Below are 24166 nucleotides of genomic sequence, written 5' to 3' on the forward strand. Positions count from 1 at the left end.
CCGCGACGGCCTTGGATGGATTCACTGGAGCCGCGGACTACCGCGGCCTTTTTCATCGTCCGGCGCTGCCGGGCGCCGTGGCGGCCGTTTCCGGCCCGACCGTGGCAGGGTCGCCGCGCAGGGCCGAATCCAGGTAGGCGCTGCGCGCCCGGGCGTCCGGGAAGGTCATGTCCTTGTAGCTGACGAAGCGCGAGCCCTTGGCCAGGCGGTAGCCCAGCCAGATCAGCAGGAACAGCGGAATGCCGACATAGGTGGCCGCGACGCCGCCCCAGTCGATGCGGTGCTCCAGGAAGGCCTGGTAGTTCTGGCCCAGCGTGATGATCAGGCAGAGCACGAAGGCGAAGATCGGACCGAACGGGAAGAACGGCGACACATAGGGCAGATCGGCCAGGTTGCGGCCCTGCTTGACGTAGCCGCGGCGGAACCGGTAGTGGCTGATGGCGATGCCCAGCCAGGCGATGAAGCCGGTCATGCCCGAGGTGTTCAGCAGCCAGATGTAGACCGCCTTGGGGCTGAAGATGAACGAGAAGAAGCACAGCGCCGCCACCACGGTGGTGGCCAGCAGCGCCCACAGCGGCACGCCATTGCGCGACACCCGGCCGAAGATGCGCGGCGCCTTGCCGTCGCGCGCCAGGCTGTAGAGCATGCGCGTGGCCGCGTACATGCCGGAGTTGCCGGCCGACAGCACCGAGGTCAGCACCACCGCGTTCATGACCGAGGCCGCCGCCAGCAGCCCGGCGCGCTCGAAGATCAGCGCGAACGGGCTGACGCTGACGTCGGTGACGTCGTTGCGCAGCAGGTGCGGGTCGGTGTAGGGAATCAGCAGGCCGATCACCAGGATCGCCATCACGTAGAACAGCAGGATGCGCCAGAACACCTGGCGCACGGCGCGCGGCAGGTTGCGCGCGGGGTCCTTGGACTCGCCCGCGGCGATGCCGATGAGTTCGGTGCCCTGGAACGAAAAGCCCACCACCATCGCCACGCCGATCAGGGCGGCGAACCCGCCGGCGAAAGGCGCGTCCCCCACCGTCCAGTTGGCCACGCCCCCGGCCTCGCCGCCGCGGATGATGCCCAGCAGCATCATCACGCCCATGGCGACGAACGCCAGCACGGCGACCACCTTAATCAGCGCGAACCAGAATTCGGCCTCGCCGAAGCCGCGCGCCGACAGTGCGTTCAGCCCGAAGGTGATGGCCAGGAACAGCGCGCTCCAGTACACGCCCGGCACGTCCGGGAACCAGTACGCCATCACCAGCTGCGCGGCCACCAGGTCCACCGCCACGGTAACGGCCCAGTTGTACCAATAGTTCCAGCCCAGCGCGAAGCCGAAGCCGTCTTCGACGTAGCGCGCGCCGTAGGTCGAGAACGACCCGGACACCGGCATGGCGGCGGCCAGCTCGCCCAGGCTGGTCATCAGGAAGTAGACCATCACCCCGATCAGCACGTAGCCCAGCAGCGCGCCGCCGGGGCCGGCCTGGGCGATGGTGGCGCCGGAGGCGACGAACAGGCCCGTCCCGATGGAACCGCCCACCGCGATCATGGTCAGGTGGCGCGCCGACAGGGCGCGGCGCAATTCGGACGGTTCTGTCGTCCCCTTCTTGCCGCCGTCGCGGTGCTGGTCCTGTTCCGTCAATGCCAAAGTCGTGTTCCTTCAGAGCAAAAAAGCCCCCGCGGATTGTGCCCCCGGGCGCCGTGGGATTTCCACGCAACGCGCGAGCATAGCGCAACTGCCCCCGGCCGTCGAAACGGCCGGGGGCAGGCGTGGATCCGTCCCCGCGAGGGGAATATCGGCTACGGGGCTATTGGAACGCGGTTTCCATGAAGGTGCGCAGCTTGCGCGAATGCAGCCGCTCGGGCGGCATGTCGCGCAGGCGCTCCAGCGCGCGGATACCGATTTCCAGGTGCTGGTTGACCTGGCGGCGGTAGAAGGCGCTGGCCATGCCCGGCAGCTTGAGTTCGCCGTGCAGCGGCTTGTCGGACACGCACAGCAGCGTGCCGTAGGGCACGCGGAAGCGGAAGCCGTTGGCGGCGATGGTGGCCGATTCCATGTCCAGGGCAATGGCGCGCGACTGCGCGAACCGCTCGACCAGCTCGACGTGGTCGCGCAATTCCCAGTTGCGGTTGTCGATGGTGGCCACGGTGCCGGTGCGCATGATGCGCTTGAGGTCCCAGCCGGACAGTCCGGCGACCTCTTCGACCGCCTGCTCCAGCGCCACCTGCACCTCGGCCAGCGCCGGCACCGGCACCCAGGTGGGCAGGTCGGCGTCGAGCACGTGGTCCTCGCGCACGTAGCCGTGGGCCAGCACGTAGTCGCCCAGTCGCTGCGAATCGCGCAGGCCGGCGCAGTGGCCCAGCATCAGCCAGGCGTGCGGCCGCAGCACCGCGATGTGGTCGGTGATGGTCTTGGCGTTGGACGGGCCCACGCCGATGTTCACCAGCGTGATGCCCGAATGGTCGCCGCGCACCAGGTGATAGGCCGGCATCTGCGGCAGGCGCTGCGCCTGGCCGTCGTCGGCCGGGCCGGATTCGCCGCGCCGCGTGATGCGGTTGCCCGGCTCCACCAGCATTTCGTAGTCCTCGTTGCCGCTGGCCATCAGCGCGCGGGCGCGGGCGCAGAACTCGTCGACGTAGAACTGGTAATTGGTGAACAGCACGAAATTCTGGAAATGCGCCGGCGCCGTCGCGGTGTAGTGCTGCAACCGGTGCAGCGAGTAGTCCACTCGCTGCGCGGTGAAAGGCGCCAGCGGCTTGGGCTCGCCCTCCTTGCCGCGCCACGAACCATTGACGATGGCGTCGTCGGTCACCGCCAGATCAGGCACGTCGAACAGGTCGCGCAGCGGGCGCTTGAGCGCCTCCAGGTGCTCGCCTTCGACATAGGCGCCCTCGGGGAAGGCGAAATGCAGCGGGATGGGGGAATCGGATTCGCCGACCTCCACCGCCACGCGGTGGTTCTGCAGCAGCTGGCCGACCTGCTCGATCAGGTAGTCGCGGAACAGCGCCGGCTGAGTGATGGTGGTCTGGTAGATGCCGGGTTCGGCCACGTGGCCGTACGACAGGCGGGTATCGATGGGATCGTAGGTTTCCACCAGGATGCGGATGGCCGGGTAATAGGCCCGGGCCCGTTCGCGGCCGTTGGACGAGCCCTTCAGGACTTCGCGGAACGCCGCCCGCAGGAATGCCGTGTTGCGGGCGTAGATTTCCGCCAGCCGATCGACCGCCGCCACCGCGTCTTGGTAGGGCTCGAAAGGAATGGCCTCGGGCCGGTTCATCGAGGACAAAGGATGCACTGCGTTCATCATGCGCTGGACTCCGCTTTCTTATGGTCTTGTTCTCAGCGGCCGCGGTCGGCGATCAAGCCGGAAAGGGCCGATGGCACCGATTATGCCCGACCCAGTCGTCAGATGAAGTGTCATATTGGCCTGCCTGACGACGCGCAGTCTGACGCGGAATCTGGCACGCAATCTCCCGTGTCGCGGTCGTCATTGGGATAGAAACAATATATCATTCCGTTTTTCCTTTTTTCACGCCCTGACCATGCCGCCGGCCAACGGCCCTCGCCCGCCCTCGACTCAGCGCCTTGCCCGATGGACGACGCTGACGTGGCTGTGCGCCTGCCTGCTGCTGGCGCCGCTGGGCGGTGTCCGGCACGCGCTATCGCACCTGTATGGCGAGCCGGAGTCCAGCCAGGACGCCGCGCATACCCCCGACAAGCTCGGCCATTGCGATCTCTGCCACATCTGGGATCTGCTGGACGCGACGCTGCCGGCCTCGTTTCCCGTCATCGCCGGCAGCCCGCCCCGGCTGACGCCGCCGCCGCCCTCCCCGCGCGGCGCCACCCTCGTCACCAGTCCCTGGTTCCAATCGCGCGCCCCGCCCGCCGCGGCCTGATCCTCCTCGCGCCCGATTTCAACCGCCGCCGTCCATCGGCCGGCATCCAGGACTGCCACCATGTCTTTTGCTTCTTCCTTCGCGGGGACGCGTTCGTCCCTGCGCGCCTTCACCCTGAGCCCGCTCGCCCTCGCCTGCCTGCTGGCCCTGCCGCAGGCCGCCCGCGCCCAGGCCGCCGCCGACGCCACCACGCTGTCGCCCGTCGTCATCACCGCCAATCCGCTGGGCAGCGAAGCGCTCGCCTCGCCGTCGACGGTGGTGCAAGGCGCCGACCTCGACCTGCGCCGCGGCTCGAACCTGGGCGAAACGCTCAACGGCCTGCCCGGCGTCTCCACCACCACCTACGGCCCGATGGTGGGCCGGCCCATCATCCGCGGCATGGACGGCGACCGCATCCGCCTGCTGAACAACGGCGTCGGCTCGCTCGACGCTTCGTCGCTGTCGTTCGACCACGCGGTGCCGCAGGACCCGCTGTCCACCAACCGCGTCGAGATCCTGCGCGGCCCGGCCGCCCTGCTGTATGGCGGCAGCGCCATCGGCGGCGTGGTCAACACCATCGACAACCGCATTCCCACCGAACCCATCGACGGCGTCCACGGCGACGTTGCCGGCAGCTACGGCGGCGCCAACAATGACCGCAACGGCGCGATCCAGCTCGAAGGCGGCGACGGCAACTTCGCCATCCACGCCGACGCCTTCAGCCGCAAGACCGGCGACCTGCGCATTCCCGGCTACGCCCGCACCGCGCAGCAGCGCGCGGTCGACGGCCCCGACCAGGCCCAGCCGCGCGGCACCCTGCCCAACAGCGACGGCCAGGCCAGCGGCGGCGCGCTCGGCATGTCCTGGACCGGCGACCGCGGCTACGCCGGCCTGTCCTACAGCGGCTATGACTCGAACTACGGCTCGGTGGCCGAGCCGGACGTGCGCATCAAGATGCACCAGGAACGCTTCGGCTTCGCCAGCGAGCTGCGCGACCTGGACGGCCTGTTCACCAGCGTCAAGATGAACTTCGCCTACACCGACTACCAGCACAAGGAAATCGAGGACGGCGAAACCGGCACCATCTTCAAGAACCGCGGCTACGAGGCCCGCATCGAGGCGCGCCACGCCGACATCGGACCGCTGCACGGCGTGGTCGGCCTGCAACTGGGCCAGACGCGCTTCTCGGCGCTGGGCGAGGAAGCGCTGGTGCCCACCACCGACACCGACTCGGCCGCCCTGTTCGCGCTGGAGGAATGGCAGATCAACGACCGCCTGACGCTGAGCGCCGGCGCGCGCGCCGACCATACCCGCCTGACCCCGGGCGGCGGCGGCAACGAACGCTTCGACGGCTCCAACCGCCGCACCTTCACCGCCGGCAGCTTCTCGCTGGGCGGCATCTACAAACTGGACAGCGCCTGGTCGGTGGCCGCCAACACCGCCTACACCGAACGCGCGCCCACCTTCTACGAGCTGTACGCCAACGGCCCGCACGCCGCCACCGGCCAATACCTGGTGGGCGACCAGGGCCTGGCCAAGGAACGCGCCTGGTCCGGCGACCTGTCGCTGCGCTACAAGAAGGACGCCGACAGCGCCAGCGTCGGCGTGTTCTACAGCCGCTTCTCCAACTACCTGGCCGAAATGAACACCGGCCGCTTCCGCAACGACGACGGCGATCTGGTCGCGGCCGGCGACGATGGCGCCCTGCCCGAGGCCCGCTACCAGGGCGTGTCCGCGCGCCTGTACGGCGTCGAGGCGGAAAGCAGCACGCGCGTGCTGCAACAGGGCGGCCACAAGCTGGACCTGGGCCTGTCGGGCGACTACACCGTGGCCCGCAACAGCGACAGCGGCCGCTCGCTGCCGCGCATCCCGCCGCTGCGCCTGCGCGTGGCGCTGGACTACGGCTACGGGCCCTATAGCGCCGGCATCAGCGTCTCCAAGGCCTTCGCCCAGCACAGCCGCCCGGACAACGACACCGCCACGGCCGGCTACTACAGCCTGGACGCCAACGCCGGCTACCGCTTCAAGGTCGCCGCGGTGCAATGGCAGGCCTACGTGCGCGGCATCAACCTGACCAACCAGGACATCCGCTACGCCACCTCGGTGCTGCGCGACGTCGCCCCCGAGGGCGGCCGCGCCGTGATGGTCGGCCTGCGCGGCAGTTTCTAGTCGCCAGGCGCGGCGCCCGTTACCTTTTTCCCACTGGTCGAGGTAACGGGCGCGCCGCCAGGATGCTGCATTGCACTACAAATGTAATGAAACTTTATTCCATTACAATGCGATGGCAGTTTGTGAAGCTCAAGCCTCCCCTGCACCCCTTTCCGCCGGCTTGTCCGACCCGACAAAGCCATGCCGCCCACTCCGATTCTTGAAGTGACGTAATGACGCCGCCTACGCGAAAAGCACGCTCCACCCTCGCCCTGCTCCGCCTTCCCGCTTTCCTCTCCGCCCCCCTGCTGGCCCTGACGTTCTCCTGGTTACCCGGCGCCGCCCAGGCGTCCATCCCCACCGAACAAGCCCGCGCCACCCTGTCCGGCCTGCGCCTGGCGCAGGAAGCCACCGTGCCCACCCTGCGCGAACGCGTGGTCCAGGCCGGCCTGTCCGCCATCGGCACGCCCTACAGCTGGGGCGGCGACGACGCCGCCGAAGGCTTCGACTGCAGCGGCCTGGTGCTCTACGTCTTCCGCGAGATCGCGGGCCTGGAACTGCCGCGTACCGCGCGCCAGCAGCGCACCCAGGGGGACACGGTGTCTAACAAGAAACTGCTCAAGCCCGGCGACCTGGTGTTCTTCGCCACCCGCGGCCGCGGCATCACCTCGCACGTGGGCATCTACATCGGCCAGGACAAGTTCGTGCACGCCCCGCGCCGCGGCGCCAAGGTGCGGGTGGACGAGATGAAGAATCCCTATTGGTCCAAGCGCTATCTCGGCGCGCGCAGCTACATCGACACGGCCAAGGGCCAGATGCTGGCGCAGAAGTAGATAGGCTCTCACACTGTGCGCTGTGGACTTGCTGCCCCAAGGGGGCAGCAAGGGCGTGAGGCCGCCCGCGCCATCGCCCGCTAGCACACTTCGATCCAGCATGACCGGCACCTGTTCAGCGGCCTTGTCGGCACGCGTCCTTACTCAAGGCGTTCCTTGCCGCGGCGGGTAAAATGCCGCGGCGGCGGGCGATCCCCCAGCGATTGCGGCGGCCACACGTCCGACGCCCATGTTGGCCACGATCTGCCGTTTGGCGCAGGAGGAGGTGGGCCGCATTTCTCTAGTTGGTGGCACGGGGGAACGAACTGGTAGCCCTTTTTCTGCATGCAGCGTTTAAGCTCATCACGCAATGCCATTGACTCCCTACGATACCGTTCGTCATGAACAGTAAGCTTGCTATAGTCCTTAATATAGAAGCTTCCGTCTTTATCTCCACCGCATTCTTTCCAATCCACCCAACGTGCTTCCTCTGTTTGGCCATTGAGCGGCCAATACCACTCCATCGGGAGGACGAAGTACATAATCCAGGCTTGTGCCTGGGGCGATCGGCACATATATCGCGGAAGCGTGAGGCAGCAGCCCGCCACTAAGAGCAATAAAGCTAATGAAAAAAATAGTCTAATTGTTGTTTTCATCGCTTCAGCCTCAACAAAATGTCCAGCGCTTTCCATGCCTGGGGAGGCAGGGCTTCAGACAGCGCAAACGGGGTGGCGGGCACGAGCGCAATATCGGTCCAGATTTCGTACATGAAATTCTGCGCAGGCGTCAGGCCGCGCCGGGCATTACCCTGCTTGTCGTAATAGCCGCTCAGGGTGCCGCCGATGAAGTCATGCGAGCCGCCATAAGCCTCGTGCGCAAGATCAAGAATTCCCCCTGGCGAATACCCAAAACCGAGAAGCGTTCCAGGTCCACCTTGGTTGCCGCCCGTGGGGCCGGACATCTCCTTACCTGGATCGGATTCGAGAAATGCGGCCATCGTCATCCCGACCTGGGATGGATCAAACTGGACGCGCCCATTTCCATCCAACTCAAGTTTCGGAATGCCGTTTTCATCCAGGATATTCTTTCCATAGGAATCCACCTGCCTTTTGCACTGATCATTCGTGGGTCCACATAGCGTGTCCAACACCACCCGCGTCCCCGCCGTCTTAAATCCATCGCCCCGAATACCCGCGCTTTCCCCACTCTTGTTATCCAGCGTCGTCTCGCCATCGGTAATCCCCGCGAACTTCTCAGAATCCGCGATCGTGTACCGCCGCATGCGGTCGGCCGCCTCCGACAAACCCGCCTGCAGCGCCGCCACGCCGCCTGAGCCGCTCAGCGCGCCCACCGCCACGTTCAGCAGCCGTTCCTGGGTATTGATCTCGTTGATCTGTGCCTGCAGCGCCTCGATCTTTTCCGGGTCTTGCGTGGCCTTGATCTGCTGGCGCAATTCCGCGCGTTTCTGTGCCGCGTGGCGTTCGATGGCGGCGCCGGCCTGCTGGCCGAACGCCGCGACGATTTCCGCTTCGGCCTGCACTTGCCGGCGCAGCTTGTCGCCATCCCATTTTTTCGTCAGGCCGCCGGCGCCATCGCCCGCCAGCACGCTTCGATCCAGCATGGCCAGCACCTGATCGGCGGTCTTGCCGGTGCGTTCCCGCTGGGCGTTGGCATCGGCGATGGTCACGGCCGCGCCGCTGATACCGCTGTGCGTCACGCTGTTCTCGCTGCCCTTGCGCGCGCTCATGCCCGGCGCACCGGCGCTGACGCTGTTGCCGAAGTTGTGCGCCGACCATGTATCACCTTTGCCAGCGACATTGCTGGCCGAGGACTCATCAGCCTTCCTGGCGCTGCCGTCGTCGCCTTCTTTCTTGCCGCCTGACGGCTTGTCGTCACCGGCAACGCTGAAGCCTCCCGACAGGCTCACCCCCGTCGCCTTGTACCGGCTGTGGTTCTCGATGTCGCTGACGGTCAAGCTGCCTGTCATCACGCTATTCAAACCCCGCTTCACCGCCTCTTCGGACGAGGCGATGGCCGCGCCCTTGAGGTCGGTGTTGTCCTGGACCCTGATCTTGAAGCCGTCATCGCCGGCTTCAAGGCGCGATTGCTCCATGACGCTGGCGAAATCGCCATCCACCTTGTTGTTGGCGTAGCTGCCGCTGGCGGCGAACCCCGTCCCCGCCGTCACGCTGCCGCCGATCTGGGTGTCCCTGCTTTTGAAGGTACTGGTGTCTTGCAGGCTCTCGATGCTGAGGTTGCCGCCCGCGTCGGCCACCACCTGCTTGCCGCTGGCCACCGCGCCGCGCAGGCGGGTGTCGCCGCCGGATTCCAGGGTCAGACGCTCGCCGGCGGTGACATGGCTGTGGGTCCAGGTCACGTCTTTGCCTTCGCCGTTGCCTCCGGCCCCGCTCGCATTGGCGGTCACGCCGAACGCCGGGCCGCCTTGGCCCACGGAAATCGCCGCGCCCACGCCCGCGCTGGCGCTGCTGTTCTTGCGGTCGGTTTCGACGGTGTTTCCAGCCGCCAGCAGGTTGATGCCGCCATCGGCCTTCAGTATGGCGTCGCCACCCGCGCTGATGTCGCTGCCGCGCACGGTCAGGTCTGAATCCCGACTGCCGGCGGCACGGATGCGCACATCGCTGCCCGCGGCCACGCTTGAACCGGCAGCCGTATCGGTGGCGGTGGTGGATTTGCTGTCGCTTTTGCTGGCACCCACGGTGATGGAAACATTGACGCCGCCGGCCGCCTGCGGGTCGGCCTGGACGGCATCGTAGGCGTTCTTGGCTGCCAGCCCCGTGGCTGCGCCTGCCAGCGCCCGCATGCGTCCGTCAGTCGTCTGGCCGACAGCGCGCTTCATCTGCCCTGCGGTCTCGATGGCCGCAAGCACCGGAGCCGTCAACGCCACGGTCAGTCCGGACTGGCGGAACTTGCTTTGTTCCACGCTTCTGCCGGTTTCCCGCGCGTCGACGATATCCACCTTTTGGGCGCGGATGTCGATATCGCCTTGCGGCGCCAGTACATGGCTGCCGATCTGCTGATAGCGATCACCCGCCACCAGGGTGACGTCGCCCTCCGTGGAACCCACGGTCGAGGCGGCAGCACGGGTAGTGACGCCCCGGCGGTCGCCGCTTTGCATCTGGCTGCCGATGGTGAAGGCGAGCCCCCCGGTGTAGAGGAAGCCACTTTTCCGGGTTTCCTTGAAATGGCTTTCCGTGCTGGTTTCGGTGGCGGCCTGGAGGGTCAGGTTGTTATTGGCCACAATAGTCGTGCCGGCATCGGAGACGACGTTGCTGCCGGTGACGGTGACATCCTGACCGCGCACCGCGACGGTGTCGCCGCTGAAGGTGCTGGCAATCGCCCGGCTATCTTCCCGGCTGTCGCGGGTGGTCTTTTTGCTGGAGCCCAGCAGGCTCCTGGACTTGTGCTGGTGGGCTTCGGCCCAGTTGCTGCTCGCTTCGCCAGCCAGGATGTTCACGTCCCCCTGCGCCACGACAGCCAGGACGCCCTGCTCGCTGGTGACACTGGCGGCGGTGGCGTTCAGATCGCGCCCGGCTTGCAGGCGCAGGTCGCCTGCCGTGCTGATCTGGCTGCCCACATCTTGCGCGTAGCCTTGTTTGAGATAGTTTTGGGCGTTGCCGACGTTGTTTTCCTGTTCGGCGATCCTGACCGTGCCCAGCGTCAGGTCGCGGCCGGCGACGACAGCCGTCTGGCCATCCTTGCCGCTATGGATGACCCGGGCCGCAATCAGGCTGGCGTCGCGGCCCGCCGAGGCGAGCAGAATGCCGCCCGGGCTGGTGACGTAGAGGCCCGCCACGCGGTCCAGGCTGGTTCGGCTGAAATCGCTGCGTCCGGCCCGCCTGGCGCCGCTGTGGGTGGTACTGGCGACATTGAGGTCGCGTCCTGCCGTGAGCTGTAGTGCGCTACCCCCGCTCAGGGTTCCGCCGATGTTGTCGATATCGGTCCGGGCGTCAAGCGCCATGGCATCGCCAGCGATGCGCCCGCCAAGATTACGCAGGTTCTCGCCGGCAAGACTGACCACTGCGCGTCCTGCAATGGTGCCGGAATTGACAAGATCGCCTTTCAGGTTGAAGTCGATGGCGCTGGCGGCCAACAGGGCACCGTTGCCGTCAATGTCGCCTGGCCTTACGCGGACGTACACTTGCGGCACCAGGGCGCGCGTGATACTGCCGTCGGCCAGCGTCACGTCGCGTTCGACCAGCCAGACGATGTCGCTGGTGAGCTGGGCCACCTGCCTGGCACTGAGTGCCACGCCAGGACGCAGATTCCATTCTTTCGCATAGGTGACGCCTGCGTCCAACAAGGCCTGGTACTGCGCTTCGTCACTGGCGTAGCTGTCGAGGAATCGGCGGCCAGTCAACTGGCCTATCTGGTCGCGAACCAGGTTCTGTTCGTAGAAACCGTCGCCCAGTCGCTTGTGCACGGTGGCCGGGTCATGGCCAAGCTGGGACAGCATGTAGTCTGAACTGAGCCAGTTGCGGTAGTCGGCGAAACGCGGGTCGGTCTCGACCAGGTAACCACTGGCATTCGGGGCAACACGAAACAGGCTGTTGGCGGGCGTGTTCGCGTCCACCTGAACGGTGCGAATGATCACCGGCGCCTCGCCGTTGCCGCCCGCCGCCTCCTGTCCCGGGATCCGAACGGGACCGCTACCGTCATTAACGTGTGCCCCCGTGCCGCCCCCCGGACTGTCGACGCGGTTTACGTCCGCCAGGACTTCCGTTATCCGCTTTGGGTCAGAACTGCCGTTGGCGCGGACGCCGTCGCCCACGATGGCGCCGACCTGATGCTCCTGGCGTTCAGTCACCGCGAAGCCGCTGCCTATGCCAGCGGCATTCTGCACGACGCTGGAAACATCGAGGTCGATCGTGTTCACGATGTCGTCCGGGGCGTAGGCAATCTTCCCGTCCCATTTGCGCTGGTGATAACGTTTCGCGCCACCACGCCATTTTGAGTAGGTGTACTGGCTGGTTCCGCTCTGACGGATCCGGTGCTCGCCCGGGGCAGCCACGTTGTCGATCCGGGTCAGGTCGCCCTGCAGGACGCCGCCAGCGATGATCCGGCTCTTGTCGTTGACCAGTTCATCGCCACGCAAGGTCATATTGCCGCCCGCGCGGATGAGCGCCGGCGCGCTTTCGACCACCTGCGTTTGGTACTCAGTTCGGATGACGTCGTATTGGGTCCAGTCATGAATCTTCGCACCAGTTTGTTTGTGCCGATAACGCCCGGCGCGGCTCCAGCCTTCCCAGCGGTACTCGCCGGCATCGTGTTTTTCAGGATTGCCTTCAGGTTGGATATACAGGTACCTGGTCGGGCCGCTGATTTGCGCCAGTTCGGTACGGAAATGCAGATTGCGATTGAGCAAACGGGCGCTGTCGACGGTCAGGCCGCCCAGTGACTCGATGGTGGCGCTGTCGTTGAGGATGAGATCGGCGCTTGCGGCGGCCTGGTCGTTGGCGTCCAGCGTGCCGCCGATGTTCAGCGCATCACTGCCGCCGCCCGCGCTGAAAATCAGCGCCTTCTCCCGGTTGTTGATTAAGCGGGCGCCGATATCCAGACGCTGACGCGCCGCGAGGACGGCGGCGAGCCCCCCTTCCTCGCGGTTGTTGACGGTACCGGCCCGGATGGCAAGATGATCGCCATAGAGCCGACCGCTGCCCACGTTATCCAGGGCGCCAGCGTCAATGCGTGTCTGGCTGCCGTCGATAAGTCCACGGTTGGTCAGGGCGTTGCGGGCGGCGACGGTGGTGCGTACGCCATGCATCTCACCGGTGACGCTGTTGTTGACGTCGGCGCCCTGTACGTCCAGGTCGCCTGCCTGCAATATGCCGTGGTTGGTCAACAGGCCCGCGGTGCCGATACCGGCGCGGCCGTTGGCGGTGATTTCCCTGAGGTTGGTGAAGTCCTGCCGCAGGCTCAGGCGCAAATCCCCCCTGGACAACAGGCTGCCGTCACCGCCCAGGCTGTCGGCGGTCACGTTGAGTAATTGGCCGGCAATCAGCGTGCCGAGCGGATTCAGGACACGGCTGACGGCGATGTCGATGCTGCCGCCCGAAGAGATACTGCCGCGCGTGTTATCGAGCTGATCTGCCGCGTCCGGGCCACGGATACCGATACGGCCGTCGGCTGCGATGGTGCCGGCGGTGTTGTCAATGTGGCTGGCTGCGAGCGCCACGCTGGCGCCCTGCAAGCCGAGCGGCTGACTGGCGTGCACGCTTTGCGTGTCGCGGTTGAGGATCCGCGCGGCGTTAAGAGTCAGGCCATTACCCGCGACCGTCAGGCCGCCATTGTTGTTTGCGACCCCGGAGAGGAAGGCCTTCAGGTCATTGCCCGCCTGAACCCTGCCGCCAGCGTTACCGATCAACGTTGCGCCGATATCGGCATCAGCGCTGCCTCCCAGTTGCCCGGCAGCGTTGTCGATGTCGCCGGTATGGGCAATCAGATCTCCCTGGCTATGCACGACGCCGTCGCGATTATTCAGGTCGCCGCTGTTCAGAGCCAGCGTGTCGCCGCTGAGGATGCCGCCAGTGCTGCCGGCATCGATATTGGTCAGTGCCTGGCCATGCGTGTCCACGCGCATCCCCTGCCGGGACTGCAGCAGACCGCGGGCATTGTTCAGCGCACCGCTGTCGATGTTGAGCAAACCGCCGGTGCTGGCGATGGTGCCGCCGGCGTTGTCGAGCGAGGCCAGACGCGTATCAACCGCGACGCTGGCGCCGAATACCGTGCCACCGGCATTGCCAAGTCCACCATTGGCCAGGCTGACATCACCCGCACCCTGCAGGGTGCCGCCAGCATTCTCGGTGCGGCCGCGAGTGTCCACGCCCAGCCTGCCTTCGGTGGAGAAAATCCGCGCGCCATCGCGGTTGTCCAGCGAGCCGCCTCGCACGTCGACCTTGCCAACGCTGGCTATGAGGCCGCCGTCATGGTTATCAAGGTTGCCGGCGACGTCGACGTCCAGGCCCCCGTCGCTGGCACTCTGTACCGTGCCGCGCTGGTTGAGCAGCCCTCCCGCCCGCACGGTGGTGGCTCCGGCCGTGCCCAGCGTGCCGCCGGCATTGTCCAGAAAGCCCGCCACGTCGATGCGGGTGTCCGCCGTGCCCGCCGTCTGCACGATGCCATCGCGGTTAACCAGCGAGCCGGCCTGGAAATCGAGTGCGCCATTACCGGCGATGATTCCCGCGGAATTGTCCACGCGCTCCCTAGCCCGGATCGTAAGCAGGTCCTCGCCGGTGGCGATGAGTTTGCCGCCGACATTGAGCAGGCGACCGGTATTGATACGAATACGCTCGCCGGAGGTGTTGCCGCCGCTGAGGTCGGTGCTATCGCCACGGATATCGAGCGCACCACTGCTGACGATGCTCCCGCCGGCCCCCAGCAGGTCGGCGGCCTGTAACGTGGCATCACCCGATGTGATGACATTGCCGCGACGGTTATCAAACTGCCCTTCAATGACAATGTGGCTGGCGTTGCTGGCCAGCGTACCGTCGCGGTTGTCGAGCCGTCCCTTGATCCTGATATGGGTATGGGAATTGTCGCTGTGCAGGAAAGCGCCGGCACGGTTGGAGAATTCCTGCGCGCTCAGGATGACAGGACCGTTCAGTTGCATCAGACCTTCATCGTTGTTGAGCAACCCCGTGGTCATCCGGGCGTCGGCAGCAATCCTGATTTCTCCATTGTGGTTGCCGAGGTCGCCACCGCTCACTTCAAAATGACGCGCCCCCAGATGTCCACCGTCATTGTCGAGACCGTCGCTTGCGCTCAGGTCGATGTGCCCGCCAGCCAGGATGCGGCCACCGTCGTTGTCAATCGTGGCGGCGATGTTGAGTGCCCCCTTGGGCAACGATGCAATGCCGGCGTCCGGCTGAGTGCCATCGTCGCCAGCGTTCCCGCCATGCGGCGAGTTCCCAACAGCGCTGTCAGTTCCGCCACTCGCCCCCGCTTTCGGCACGTCACCAACGCCCGAAGCCGTATCCGTCCGTGGCTCGGCGAGACCGATACGACCGCCATCGCGGTTACTGATGTGACCCGTCTGAAGTGCCAAGTCCTGCAAACCGGTCTGTCCGATGACCCCGTCACGGTTCTTCAGGGACTGCGCAATCGCTTCGATACGCCCCGCATTGAGCGTCCCCTTGCGGTTGTCGATATCCTTCTGGGTGTTGATCACCAGTTCGCGGCCGGCACTGAGCGTGCCGGCATTGGCAAGGCCGCCGCTCGCGTCTATGCGAGCGTCAGTGCCGGCCTGCATCGTTCCGAGGTTTTCCAGACGTCCGTCGGCGGTGAGCACCAGTTGCCCGGCCTGAGCGCCCATCGTGCCGGCGTTGCGCACCCCGACGCCATGCTCGGTTCCCACCAGCACGATCTTCTGGCTGTACATGCCGCCGAGCGCGCCTACATCCAGCGCGAAGGCTGGCGCATCACCACTGGCGGCGGCCTTCCGTACCTTCGCATGGTCGGCGCTGACGTCATTGCTCCCGGTGGTGATCTGAAGCTGCCGCGCCCAGATCCCGGCGTTGGCTTGCACGGAGCGGGCAATCAGATCCGTGTAGTTCGTGGCACTGGCATCCATGCCCTGGCCATCGACACGGATGGTGCCGCCCTTGACCCGATAGCTCTCCAGCGCGCCCCCAGTGATGACCGGCCGGCCGGTGGTGAGGATGGCGCGGTCCGCGTTGATGAAGCCGCAGCCATCGCAGGAAATGCCTGCCGGGTTGGCGACGACAAGCTGCGCCCGATCGCCCGCGACCTCGACATAGCCATCGAGCCGGCTCGGGTCACTGGAGTTGACTTCATTGAGGATGACACGGGCCGTGCCGCGCGCCAGCCACGGGTTGCCCTGAACCCAGCCGCCGAGCTGCGTTTGCGTGTCCCTGCGGGAATTGTTGAGGATGGCGCCCTGCTGCCCGACATCGAACTGACTGTAGGTATTGCGTGAAACGCCGGCTGCACTCGGGGTCTGAATATTCACCAACGGGACGCCGTTAGCCGCTTCCAGCACCGTCGGCCGCTGATTGCCGGGAGCGCCAGGGTCGGCCATGACCTGTGCATTCGTCGATGTAATGATGGCCGCCTGCCCGAGAGCGAAAGCCAAGGCAAGGCCCAGCGGTCTGAATGTGGCAAAGAAACGGCTGCCGACGGCGCCTCCACCCGCGCCTTGACCCGGTCCGTCACGCCGGGCAATTTCCGTGACGACCTGGAACAGGCCCAGAGCCCGGTTGAAAACAATGCGGTGGAGGTTCCTGTTCATGCCATCGATTTCCTTTGCTTACGCGCAATCCGTGCGGACTCAGCAGGACCAGTTGAGGCTGAAACCGGTCGTCAGCGACCCGCTCCGGAAACCTCCAGGCTTTGAGAGCGGCGTGCCGGCAGACAGATCCCACCAGAATCCTGCGGCGCCCCCGCGCAGGCCTATGACCGCGCCTGCAAGATTGCGCCCCTGGAGCCAACGAGTGGAAGGGCCGGATACATGGCCGTAGTCGGCCCCGAAATAGAGTTCCTGCGCGGCGCCCAGCTGCAGACCGATTTCGTTGCGCCAGACCCAGCCACGCTCGCCCACGAGCGTCAGTTCGCCGTCAAAGCCACGTACGGAGTAACGACCACCGATCGAGAAACGGTCTTGCGGCACCAGCGGTGTACCCTCCCATTGCGCGCGCCAGTTGCCGGTGTAGCGGGCACGCAGCGCCCCTGGCCGGAACGGGACCACCAGTTGAATATCGGCGGTGATGACCTTCATCCGCGAAGTGCCTTCGCCGAAGTCTTCTTCGGGCGCGGCCATCGCTTTGAAAGCGCCGGTGCCGTGCCGCCAGGCGAGACCCGCATCCAGCGCGCCTTCGCCCAGGAATTCACGGTGGGCCAGGCCCAATTCCCAACCGCCGGCTCGGCGCCGTTGAACCCCGATTTCGGTGTCGTCGATGAAGTTGCCGGACCTGCGCATCCAGCCGCGTCCGTAGAACGAGGTCTTACGGCTGGCATCCCGGTAAACCAGACGCGACAGGCGCATTTCGGCGTTGTTGCTGGTACCGCTATAGACGTAGTTCTGGCTGTATCCGGCAACGGTCTGGTGGTACCTGTAGCCGCTGATGGTGGTGCTGAGTGTCCAGTAGCCCCAGGGCACGCCGTAATGTGTGGTGTAACCGCGGGTACCCTTACCGCTGGCGTTGAATATGTCGTGGCTGACGTTGATGTAAAACAGATCGTTCGAGGAGAGTGGGGAGTCGAGCGAAAGTGTGGCTGCGCCCTGAAGCTTGCCGGTCGCCCTGCTGCCGGCGTCGTCCAGTGACATGCTGAAGCGCACGGGTGGGGAACGCTGCTGCCAGAGGATCACCAAATCGCTGTCGCCGGGGCGTGCATCGTCTCCCTCAGCAGGCGTGATTTGAATGTCGGCCTCTACGGTGGGCACGCGTCTGAAGTTTTCCAGCGCCTGTTCGATATCGCGCAGATTGAGCAGGTCGTCGCGCCTGACCGGCACGGCGTTCGAGGCCGTGGCCTGGCGCGACGTGCCCGGCGAAAAACGAATGGCGCGGACGCGACCGGGCACGACGGTAAGCGTCAGCGTGCCTCCCTTCAGATCTTGGGGCGCGGCGAGGATACGGGTAGTGACGAACCCGCGCGCAACGACGGCGTTCTGCACGCGCGCCATGACCACGCTGATGCCCTCGGCGCCAAGACAGCGTCCCGTGGCGGCATCGTTCTCGGGGTCGGCGGCGCTCAGGGCCCAGAGAAACCGCTGGGCATCCTCGCCATCCAGACGGATACGGCCAATCGGAAAACATGGCGTCTCGTCCTGCGGCAACAGATCCAGCGACGGAGCGCGCGCCGGCTGCGCCCGTGCATTCGGCGCCGTTTCCTGCTGCCTGCGTAATATCCTCTCGCGCTCCTGCTGGCGCAGCAGTTCCTGCGCGGCGCCATCCAGCGTCTGCGCAGACGCCGATACCATGCACACCAGCAGGCTGAACGAGAGCCATACCCCCTGCCACAACCACCCGACCATCCTCTCCCCCTATGTAGCCGCACGCAATCATGCTTCGGCATTGGATGGAGGTAAGGCGAAGATTGGAATGCTGCGAGCCGGTTTGTCCGACCAAGCGTTGGTCGTAAGTCACACTCTCGGATCAGATAACCTATTGACGGTGAGCGGCGGCAGTACATCAGATTTCATGCCCGGCAAGAGGAAACCGGAAACCAAAGAAAAAAGCGCCCGAAGGCGCTTTTTGTGGCCGGCGGAAAACCCCGCGTCAGCCGCGGCCGACGAACGGCATGTTGGTCGCCATGATCGTCATGAACTGCACGTTGGTGTCCAGCGGCAGGCGGGCCATGGCGGCAACGGCCTGGGCGACGTGGGCGACGTCCATGCGCGGCTCGACCTTGGTGCTGCCGTCGGCCTGCAGGATGCCGGCGGCCATGCGCTCGGTCATGTCGGTGGCGGCGTTGCCGATGTCGATCTGGCCGCAGGCGATGTGGTACGGCCGGCAGTCCAGCGAAATCGACTTGGTCAGGCCGGTCACCGCGTGCTTGGTGGCGGTATAGGCGATCGAGAACGGACGCGGCGCGTGCGCCGAGATCGAGCCATTGTTGATGATGCGGCCGCCCTGCGGCGTCTGCGCCTTCATCACGCGGATCGCGGCCTGCGCGCACAGGAACATGCCGGTCAGGTTGGTATCGACCACCTCGCGCCAGAGCGCCACCGGCAATTCCTCGATCGGCATGGCGGGCGCGCCGCGGCCGGCATTATTGAACAGCACGTCGAGGCGGCCGTATTCACGCTGGGCGGTGTCGAACAGCTCGCGCACCGCCTGCTCATCCGACACGTCGGTCGGCACCACCAGCGCCCGCACCCCGTCTTCACCCGCCGCCGTGCGCGTGGCTTCGAGCGGTTCGCGCCGGCGGCCGGCCAGCACCACGCGATAGCCCTGCGCCAGGAATTCCAGCGCCACCGCCCGGCCGATGCCGGTGCCGGCGCCGGTGACCAGCGCAACGCGGGGAGGTTCGATCTCGTTCGTGTGCATTGGATGCTCCTTGTTATCTGTCGGCGAAATGCTACCCGAATCATTCTGGGGATGGTGCAAGCGAACGTTCCATGGGCCGCCGGCGATTCACAACCCCAGGTTCGCGCCATTTGGCCCTCGGGGCCTGCCCCGCGCGTTGCGCCGCGCATCATGCCGTTCCGGCCAGATTTATTTTCCTTCGCAAAATTCGAGCGCGATCAATTCCCCTGTTTTGCATTGATACATCACAATTTTCCTTATAATTTTGAGCAATTAACTTATTACCAAAAATCCAATACCCCTGACGGAGACACCTCCATGCCCCCACGGCACCTTTCCGCCGCCCGCTGGGCGGGCGCGCTGGCCCTCGGCGCCGGCGCGTTGCTCGGCCTGCCCGGCCCCGCCGACGCCGCCGCCGACGGCCGCCAGATCAGCACCCAGGGCGCCAACGGCGCGCCCGCCTGTATGACCTGTCACGGCGCCCAGGGGGAAGGCAACCCCGTCGCCGGCTTCCCGCACCTGGCCGGCATGGGTGCCGCCTACCTGGCCGAGCAGCTCGAGGCGATGGCCAACGGCTCGCGCGTCAGCCCGGTGATGGCGGCCACCGCCAAGGCGCTGGATCCGGCCCAGCGCCAGGCCGTGGCCCAGTACTACGCCGCCCTGCCCGCGCCGCTGAACATCGACCGGCTGGCCGCCACCGCGCGGCAACTGGCCAAGCCGGACGACACCGGCGCCTGGCTCGCCACGCGCGGCGCCTGGGACAAGAACGTCCCCGCCTGCAACCAGTGCCACGGCCCCGGCGGCATCGGCGTCGGCGCCAACTTCCCCAGCCTGGCCGGCCAGCCCGCGGCCTACATCGCCGGCCAGTTGCGCGCCTGGCGCCAGGGCCAGCGCCCGCCCGGCCCGCTGGGCCTGATGCCGGCCGTCGCCACCCGCCTGACCGACGCCGAGATCGACGCCGTGTCCGCCTATTACGCCGGCCTGCCCAAGGCCGCCGACCTGCTTGCCGCGCAAGCCAACACCGCCGCGGGAGCCAAGCCATGAATCCGATCCGCCACCGCTTCGCCCGCCTGTTGCTGCTGGCCGCCGCGGGCGCCAGCGCGCTCGTGTCCGCCGCGGCGGCCGTCGCCGCCGACGCGCGCCCTGAATTCACGCCGCCCAGCGCCGCGTCGTTGCCCGACACCGAATTCGGCAAGATCGTGCGCCAGGGCGAGCAGATCTTCCTGCACACGCCGCAGAACGCCAGCAAGTTCGTCGGCAACGACCTGAACTGCGCCAGCTGCCACCTGGACGCCGGCCGCCGGCCCGATTCCGCGCCGATGTGGGCGGCCTACGTGCTGTATCCGGCCTACCGGGCCAAGAACGGCCATGTCAATACGCTGGCCGAGCGCCTGCAGGGCTGTTTCCGCTTCAGCATGAACGGCAAGCCGCCGGCCGCCGACGATCCGGTGCTGACCGCGCTGCAGACCTACATGTTCTGGCTGGCCAGCAAGGCGCCCACCGGCGTGGCCCTCAAGGGCCAGGGCTACCTGAAGCTGCCGGCGCCGGCGCAGAAGGCCGACTACGTGCGCGGCAGCGAGGTCTACGCCCAGTACTGCGCCGTCTGCCACGGCGCCGAGGGCAAGGGACAGAAGAACGGCGAGCACTGGGTGTTCCCGGCGCTGTGGGGGCCGGATTCCTTCAACTGGGGCGCCGGCATGCACCAGATCGGCAACGCCGCCGGCTTCATCAAGGCCAACATGCCGCTGGGCCAGGCCGGCATGCTGAGCGACCAGGAAGCCTGGGACGTGGCGTATTTCATGAATGCGCATGAACGGCCGCAGGATCCGCGCTACACCGAATCGGTCGCCAAGACCCGCGCCAAGTACCACGACTCCGACGATTCGCTGTACGGCATCGAGGTCAACGGCCACCTGCTCGGCAGCGATTCGCCCGCCCCGGGCGGCAAGCTGACGCAGGCCGCGGCGCGCTGAGGGCACGGCGCGGCGGGTTTTCCCCCTGCCGCGCCGCGCGATTTGCTATCCTTCGGGTCTCGGCATCACACGCTCGTCACATTCATGCACGCCACTTCCGGCAATGTTTTCATGGTCGTCGCCCCCAGCGGCGCCGGCAAATCCAGCCTGGTCAAGGCCTTGCTGCAGCAAGACCCGTCCATTCTCCTGTCCGTCTCCTGCACCACGCGTGCGCCCCGCCCCGGCGAGGAAGACGGCCGCGAATACCGCTTCATCGGCGTCGACGAATTCAAGCAACTGCGCGACGAGCAGCGCCTGCTGGAATGGGCCGAGGTTCATGGCAATTTCTACGGCACGCCGCGCGACCGCATCGACGAAGCCACCCGCGAGGGCCGCGACGTGCTGCTGGAGATCGACTGGCAAGGCGCGCGCCAGGTGCGCCAGCGTTTTCCCGGCGCGATCGGCATCTTCGTGCTGCCGCCGTCCATCGAGGAACTCGAAAGCCGGCTCAAGGCGCGCGGCCAGGATGCGCCGCAGGTGATCGCGCGCCGGCTGATGGCCGCGGGCGGCGAAATCGCGCACGCGCCTGAATGCGAATATGTTATTATTAATCAAGAATTTAGCGTGGCCTTGTCGGAACTGACACAAATCGTCAGCGCCGCTCGGCTGCGTTTTTCGTCTCAGGCCGCCCGCCACGCCGAACTGTTCGCACAGTTGGGCATCCCGGCGGCGCACTGAAACGAATCCGCATTCTCCCTATCCACCATCAGCACCAGGTGTCCTAATGGCTCGCATTACCGTCGAAGACTGTCTGAATCAGATCCCCAACCGTTTCAAGCTCACGCTGGCCGCCACCTACCGCGCCCGCGAGCTGGCGCAAGGCCATGCCCCGCGCCTGGACAGCAAAGACAAGCCCACCGTCACGGCCCTGCGCGAAATCGCGGGCGGCCTCACCGGCGCGGAAATGCTGCGTAAAGTTCCCACCTGATATTTTCCGGGGGGCGGCAAGCATGGCTTTTCCCGGGCTGAAGTACGCTTCATCAGGTCTGCTTGCCGCGCTTCGTGCCGGCTCCCGTCTCGGGCGCCGCACCGGCAAGAAAGACAAGAACTCCCCCACGCCAGCCTCCGTCGCCGCGCAAGAAGCGGCGGATGCGACCGCATCTCCGGTCGCCTCGCTGGCGCCGCTGACCGAAATCATCGGCAGCTATCTCGACAAGAAAGATGTAGAACGCGTGCGCGAAGCCTACCGCTTCGCCGACCAGGCGCACCTGGGCCAGTTCCGCGCCAGCGGCTCGCCCTACATCTCGCACCCCATCGCCGTCACGGAAATCTGCGCGGGCTGGAAGCTCGACGCGAACGCGTTGTCCGCCGCCCTGCTGCACGACGTGATGGAAGACCAGGGCATCGCCAAGCACGAGCTGGCCGAGAAATTCGGCCCTGAAGTCGCCGAGCTGGTCGACGGCCTGTCCAAGCTGGACCGCCTGGACTTCGCCACCAAGGCCGAGCAGCAGGCCGAAAGTTTCCGCAAGATGCTGCTGGCGATGGCGCGCGACGTGCGCGTCATCCTCATCAAGCTGGCCGACCGCCTGCACAACATGCGCACGCTGGACGCGGTCAACCCCGAGAAGCGCCGCCGCATCGCCCGCGAAACCCTCGACATCTACGCGCCCATCGCCCACCGGCTGGGCCTGAACCTGCTGTTCCGCGAGCTGCAGGACCTGTGTTTCGCGGCCATGCACCCGAACCGCTACCAGGTGCTGTACAAGGCCGTGCTGGCCGCGCGCGGCAACCGCCGCGAGGTGATCGGCAAGATCGCCGACTCGGTGCGCGCCGCCCTGCCGGCCGCCGGCATCGAGGCCGAGGTCACCGGCCGCGAAAAGACACTGTTCGGCATCTACCGCAAGATGGTCGACCAGAAGAAGTCGTTCTCCGACGTGCTCGACATCTATGGCTTTCGCGTCATCGTCCACACGCTGCCCGAGTGCTACCTGGCGCTGGGCACGCTGCACCAGCTATACCGGCCGGTGCCCGGCAAGTTCAAGGACTACATCGCGATCCCCAAGGTCAACGGCTACCAGTCGCTGCACACGACGCTGGTGGGCCCCTACGGCACGCCGGTGGAATTCCAGTTCCGCACCCGCGACATGCATCACGTGGCCGAGGAAGGCGTGGCCTCGCACTGGCTGTACAAGGGCGCCGACCTGACGCTCAACGACCTGCAGAAGCGCACCCACCAGTGGCTGCAATCGCTGCTGGACATCCAGAGCCAGACCGGCGATTCGGGCGAATTCCTCGAGCACGTCAAGGTCGACCTGTTCCCGGACGCCGTCTACGTCTTCACCCCGCGCGGCAAGATCATCTCGCTGCCGCGTGGCGCGACGCCGGTCGACTTCGCCTACGCCATCCATACCGACATTGGCAACCAGGCCGTGGCGGCCAAGGTCAACGGCGAGTTCGTGCCGCTGCGCACCGAGCTCAACAGCGGCGACACGGTGGAAATCGTCACCTCGCCCGCTTCGCGCCCGAACGCGCAATGGCTCAACTACGTGCGCACCGGCCGCGCCCGCTCGGAAATCCGCCACTACCTGCGCACCGTCAAGTACGAGGAATCGGTGGCCTTCGGCGAGCGCCTGCTGGGCCAGGCCCTGCAAGAGCTGCACATGCCGCTGCCGGCCACCGACGATCCGGCCTGGCAGAAGCTGGCGCGCAGCACCGGCGCCAGCTCGCGCGAGGAAATCCTGGCCGACATCGGCCTGGGCAAGCGCCTGGCCGCCGTCGTGGCGCGCCGCTTCGCGCCCGAACACCAGCTGGTGGCCACCACCGCCGCGGCGGTGGACGAGCTGACTTCGGCGCGCAGCGCGCCGATCCTGATCCAGGGCAACGAAGGCCAGGCGGTGCAACTGGCGCCGTGCTGCGGTCCGTTGCCGGGCGACCCGATCATCGCCGGCATGCGCATGGGCCACGGCCTGGTGGTGCATACCGCCGATTGCCCGGTGGCCATGCGCCAGCGCCTGCGCGAACCGGAACGCTGGATCAACGTCGCCTGGGACGCCCACACCGCCAAGCACCTGGCCACGCGCCTGGACATCGTCACCCGCAACGAGCGTGGCGTGCTGGGCCGGCTGGCCGCCGAAGTCACGGCGGCCGACGCCAACATCATGCATGTGACGATGCACGATGACGCGGTCTCGACGGTGTCGCTGCACCTGACCATCCAGGTCGACAGCCGCAAGCACCTGGCGCAGGTGATTCGCGCCATCCGCCACGTGCCGCAGGTGCAGAAGATCGTGCGCGTGAAGGGCTGAGGGGCGGGAGGGAGCCCACCCCCGAAGCGCTGCGCGCTTCCCCCTCAAGGGGGCATGTCTACGGACCGGCGGAGCCGGAT

Annotated in this window: 13 protein-coding genes; 8 read left to right on the forward strand and 5 right to left on the reverse strand. The window is 66.4% G+C overall.

Annotation, left to right across the window (positions count from 1 at the left end; all coding sequences use genetic code 11):
• Positions 1-52 precede the first annotated feature (52 nt).
• Both I6I07_RS24925 and I6I07_RS24930 read right to left on the reverse strand, forming a co-directional pair.
• Positions 53-1633 (reverse strand): amino acid permease, encoded by a 1581-nt coding sequence (locus I6I07_RS24925; RefSeq protein WP_198487664.1) that lies wholly within the window; start codon positions 1631-1633, stop codon positions 53-55.
• Positions 1634-1799: 166 nt separating this feature from the next.
• Positions 1800-3299, reverse strand: a complete 1500-nt coding sequence (locus I6I07_RS24930; RefSeq protein ID WP_420094522.1) for an AMP nucleosidase — start codon at positions 3297-3299, stop codon at positions 1800-1802.
• 235 nt (positions 3300-3534) lie between these two features.
• Here I6I07_RS24930 and I6I07_RS24935 point away from each other — a divergent pair, with 235 nt between their 5' ends.
• From I6I07_RS24935 to I6I07_RS24945, 3 genes are all read left to right on the forward strand, one after another.
• The gene (locus tag I6I07_RS24935) at positions 3535-3888 is read left to right on the forward strand and encodes a hypothetical protein (protein ID WP_198484146.1); all 354 of its coding nucleotides are present in this window, start codon (positions 3535-3537) and stop codon (positions 3886-3888) included.
• Positions 3889-3948: 60 nt separating this feature from the next.
• Positions 3949-6036 (forward strand): TonB-dependent receptor, encoded by a 2088-nt coding sequence (locus I6I07_RS24940; protein ID WP_198484147.1) that lies wholly within the window; start codon positions 3949-3951, stop codon positions 6034-6036.
• 212 nt (positions 6037-6248) lie between these two features.
• Complete coding sequence (locus I6I07_RS24945) at positions 6249-6848, forward strand: C40 family peptidase (protein WP_198484148.1); 600 nt, start codon at positions 6249-6251, stop codon at positions 6846-6848.
• Positions 6849-7479: 631 nt separating this feature from the next.
• Here the strand turns inward: I6I07_RS24945 and I6I07_RS24950 are convergent.
• The 3 genes from I6I07_RS24950 to I6I07_RS24960 form a co-directional block, all read right to left on the reverse strand.
• The gene (locus I6I07_RS24950) at positions 7480-16092 is read right to left on the reverse strand and encodes a hemagglutinin repeat-containing protein (protein ID WP_198484149.1); all 8613 of its coding nucleotides are present in this window, start codon (positions 16090-16092) and stop codon (positions 7480-7482) included.
• Between the two features lie 39 nt (positions 16093-16131).
• The gene (locus I6I07_RS24955) at positions 16132-17835 is read right to left on the reverse strand and encodes a ShlB/FhaC/HecB family hemolysin secretion/activation protein (protein ID WP_198484150.1); all 1704 of its coding nucleotides are present in this window, start codon (positions 17833-17835) and stop codon (positions 16132-16134) included.
• Between the two features lie 244 nt (positions 17836-18079).
• Positions 18080-18850 carry an SDR family oxidoreductase gene (locus I6I07_RS24960; protein WP_198484151.1) on the reverse strand — a complete coding sequence of 257 codons (771 nt, stop codon included), beginning with the start codon at positions 18848-18850 and terminating at the stop codon, positions 18080-18082.
• 297 nt (positions 18851-19147) lie between these two features.
• Here I6I07_RS24960 and I6I07_RS24965 point away from each other — a divergent pair, with 297 nt between their 5' ends.
• The 5 genes from I6I07_RS24965 (at position 19148) to I6I07_RS24985 (ending at position 24086) form a co-directional block, all read left to right on the forward strand.
• Entirely contained in the window at positions 19148-19873 is a 726-nt protein-coding gene (locus I6I07_RS24965) for a c-type cytochrome (RefSeq protein WP_198484152.1), read from the forward strand.
• A complete protein-coding gene (locus tag I6I07_RS24970; RefSeq protein ID WP_198484153.1) occupies positions 19870-20802 on the forward strand; it encodes a c-type cytochrome in 933 nt (310 codons plus the stop codon). The genes I6I07_RS24965 and I6I07_RS24970 overlap by 4 nt, the downstream gene beginning before the upstream one ends.
• A gap of 84 nt (positions 20803-20886) precedes the next feature.
• Positions 20887-21519 (forward strand): guanylate kinase, encoded by a 633-nt coding sequence (gmk, locus tag I6I07_RS24975; RefSeq protein WP_198484154.1) that lies wholly within the window; start codon positions 20887-20889, stop codon positions 21517-21519.
• A gap of 46 nt (positions 21520-21565) precedes the next feature.
• Positions 21566-21769: a DNA-directed RNA polymerase subunit omega gene (gene rpoZ / locus I6I07_RS24980; RefSeq protein ID WP_006394760.1), complete on the forward strand. Its 204-nt coding sequence runs from the start codon at positions 21566-21568 to the stop codon at positions 21767-21769.
• Between the two features lie 22 nt (positions 21770-21791).
• Positions 21792-24086, forward strand: a complete 2295-nt coding sequence (locus tag I6I07_RS24985; protein WP_198484155.1) for a RelA/SpoT family protein — start codon at positions 21792-21794, stop codon at positions 24084-24086.
• Positions 24087-24166 lie beyond the last annotated feature (80 nt).

This window comes from Achromobacter deleyi (genome assembly GCF_016127315.1).
GTDB classification, from domain to species: domain Bacteria; phylum Pseudomonadota; class Gammaproteobacteria; order Burkholderiales; family Burkholderiaceae_B; genus Achromobacter; species Achromobacter insuavis_A.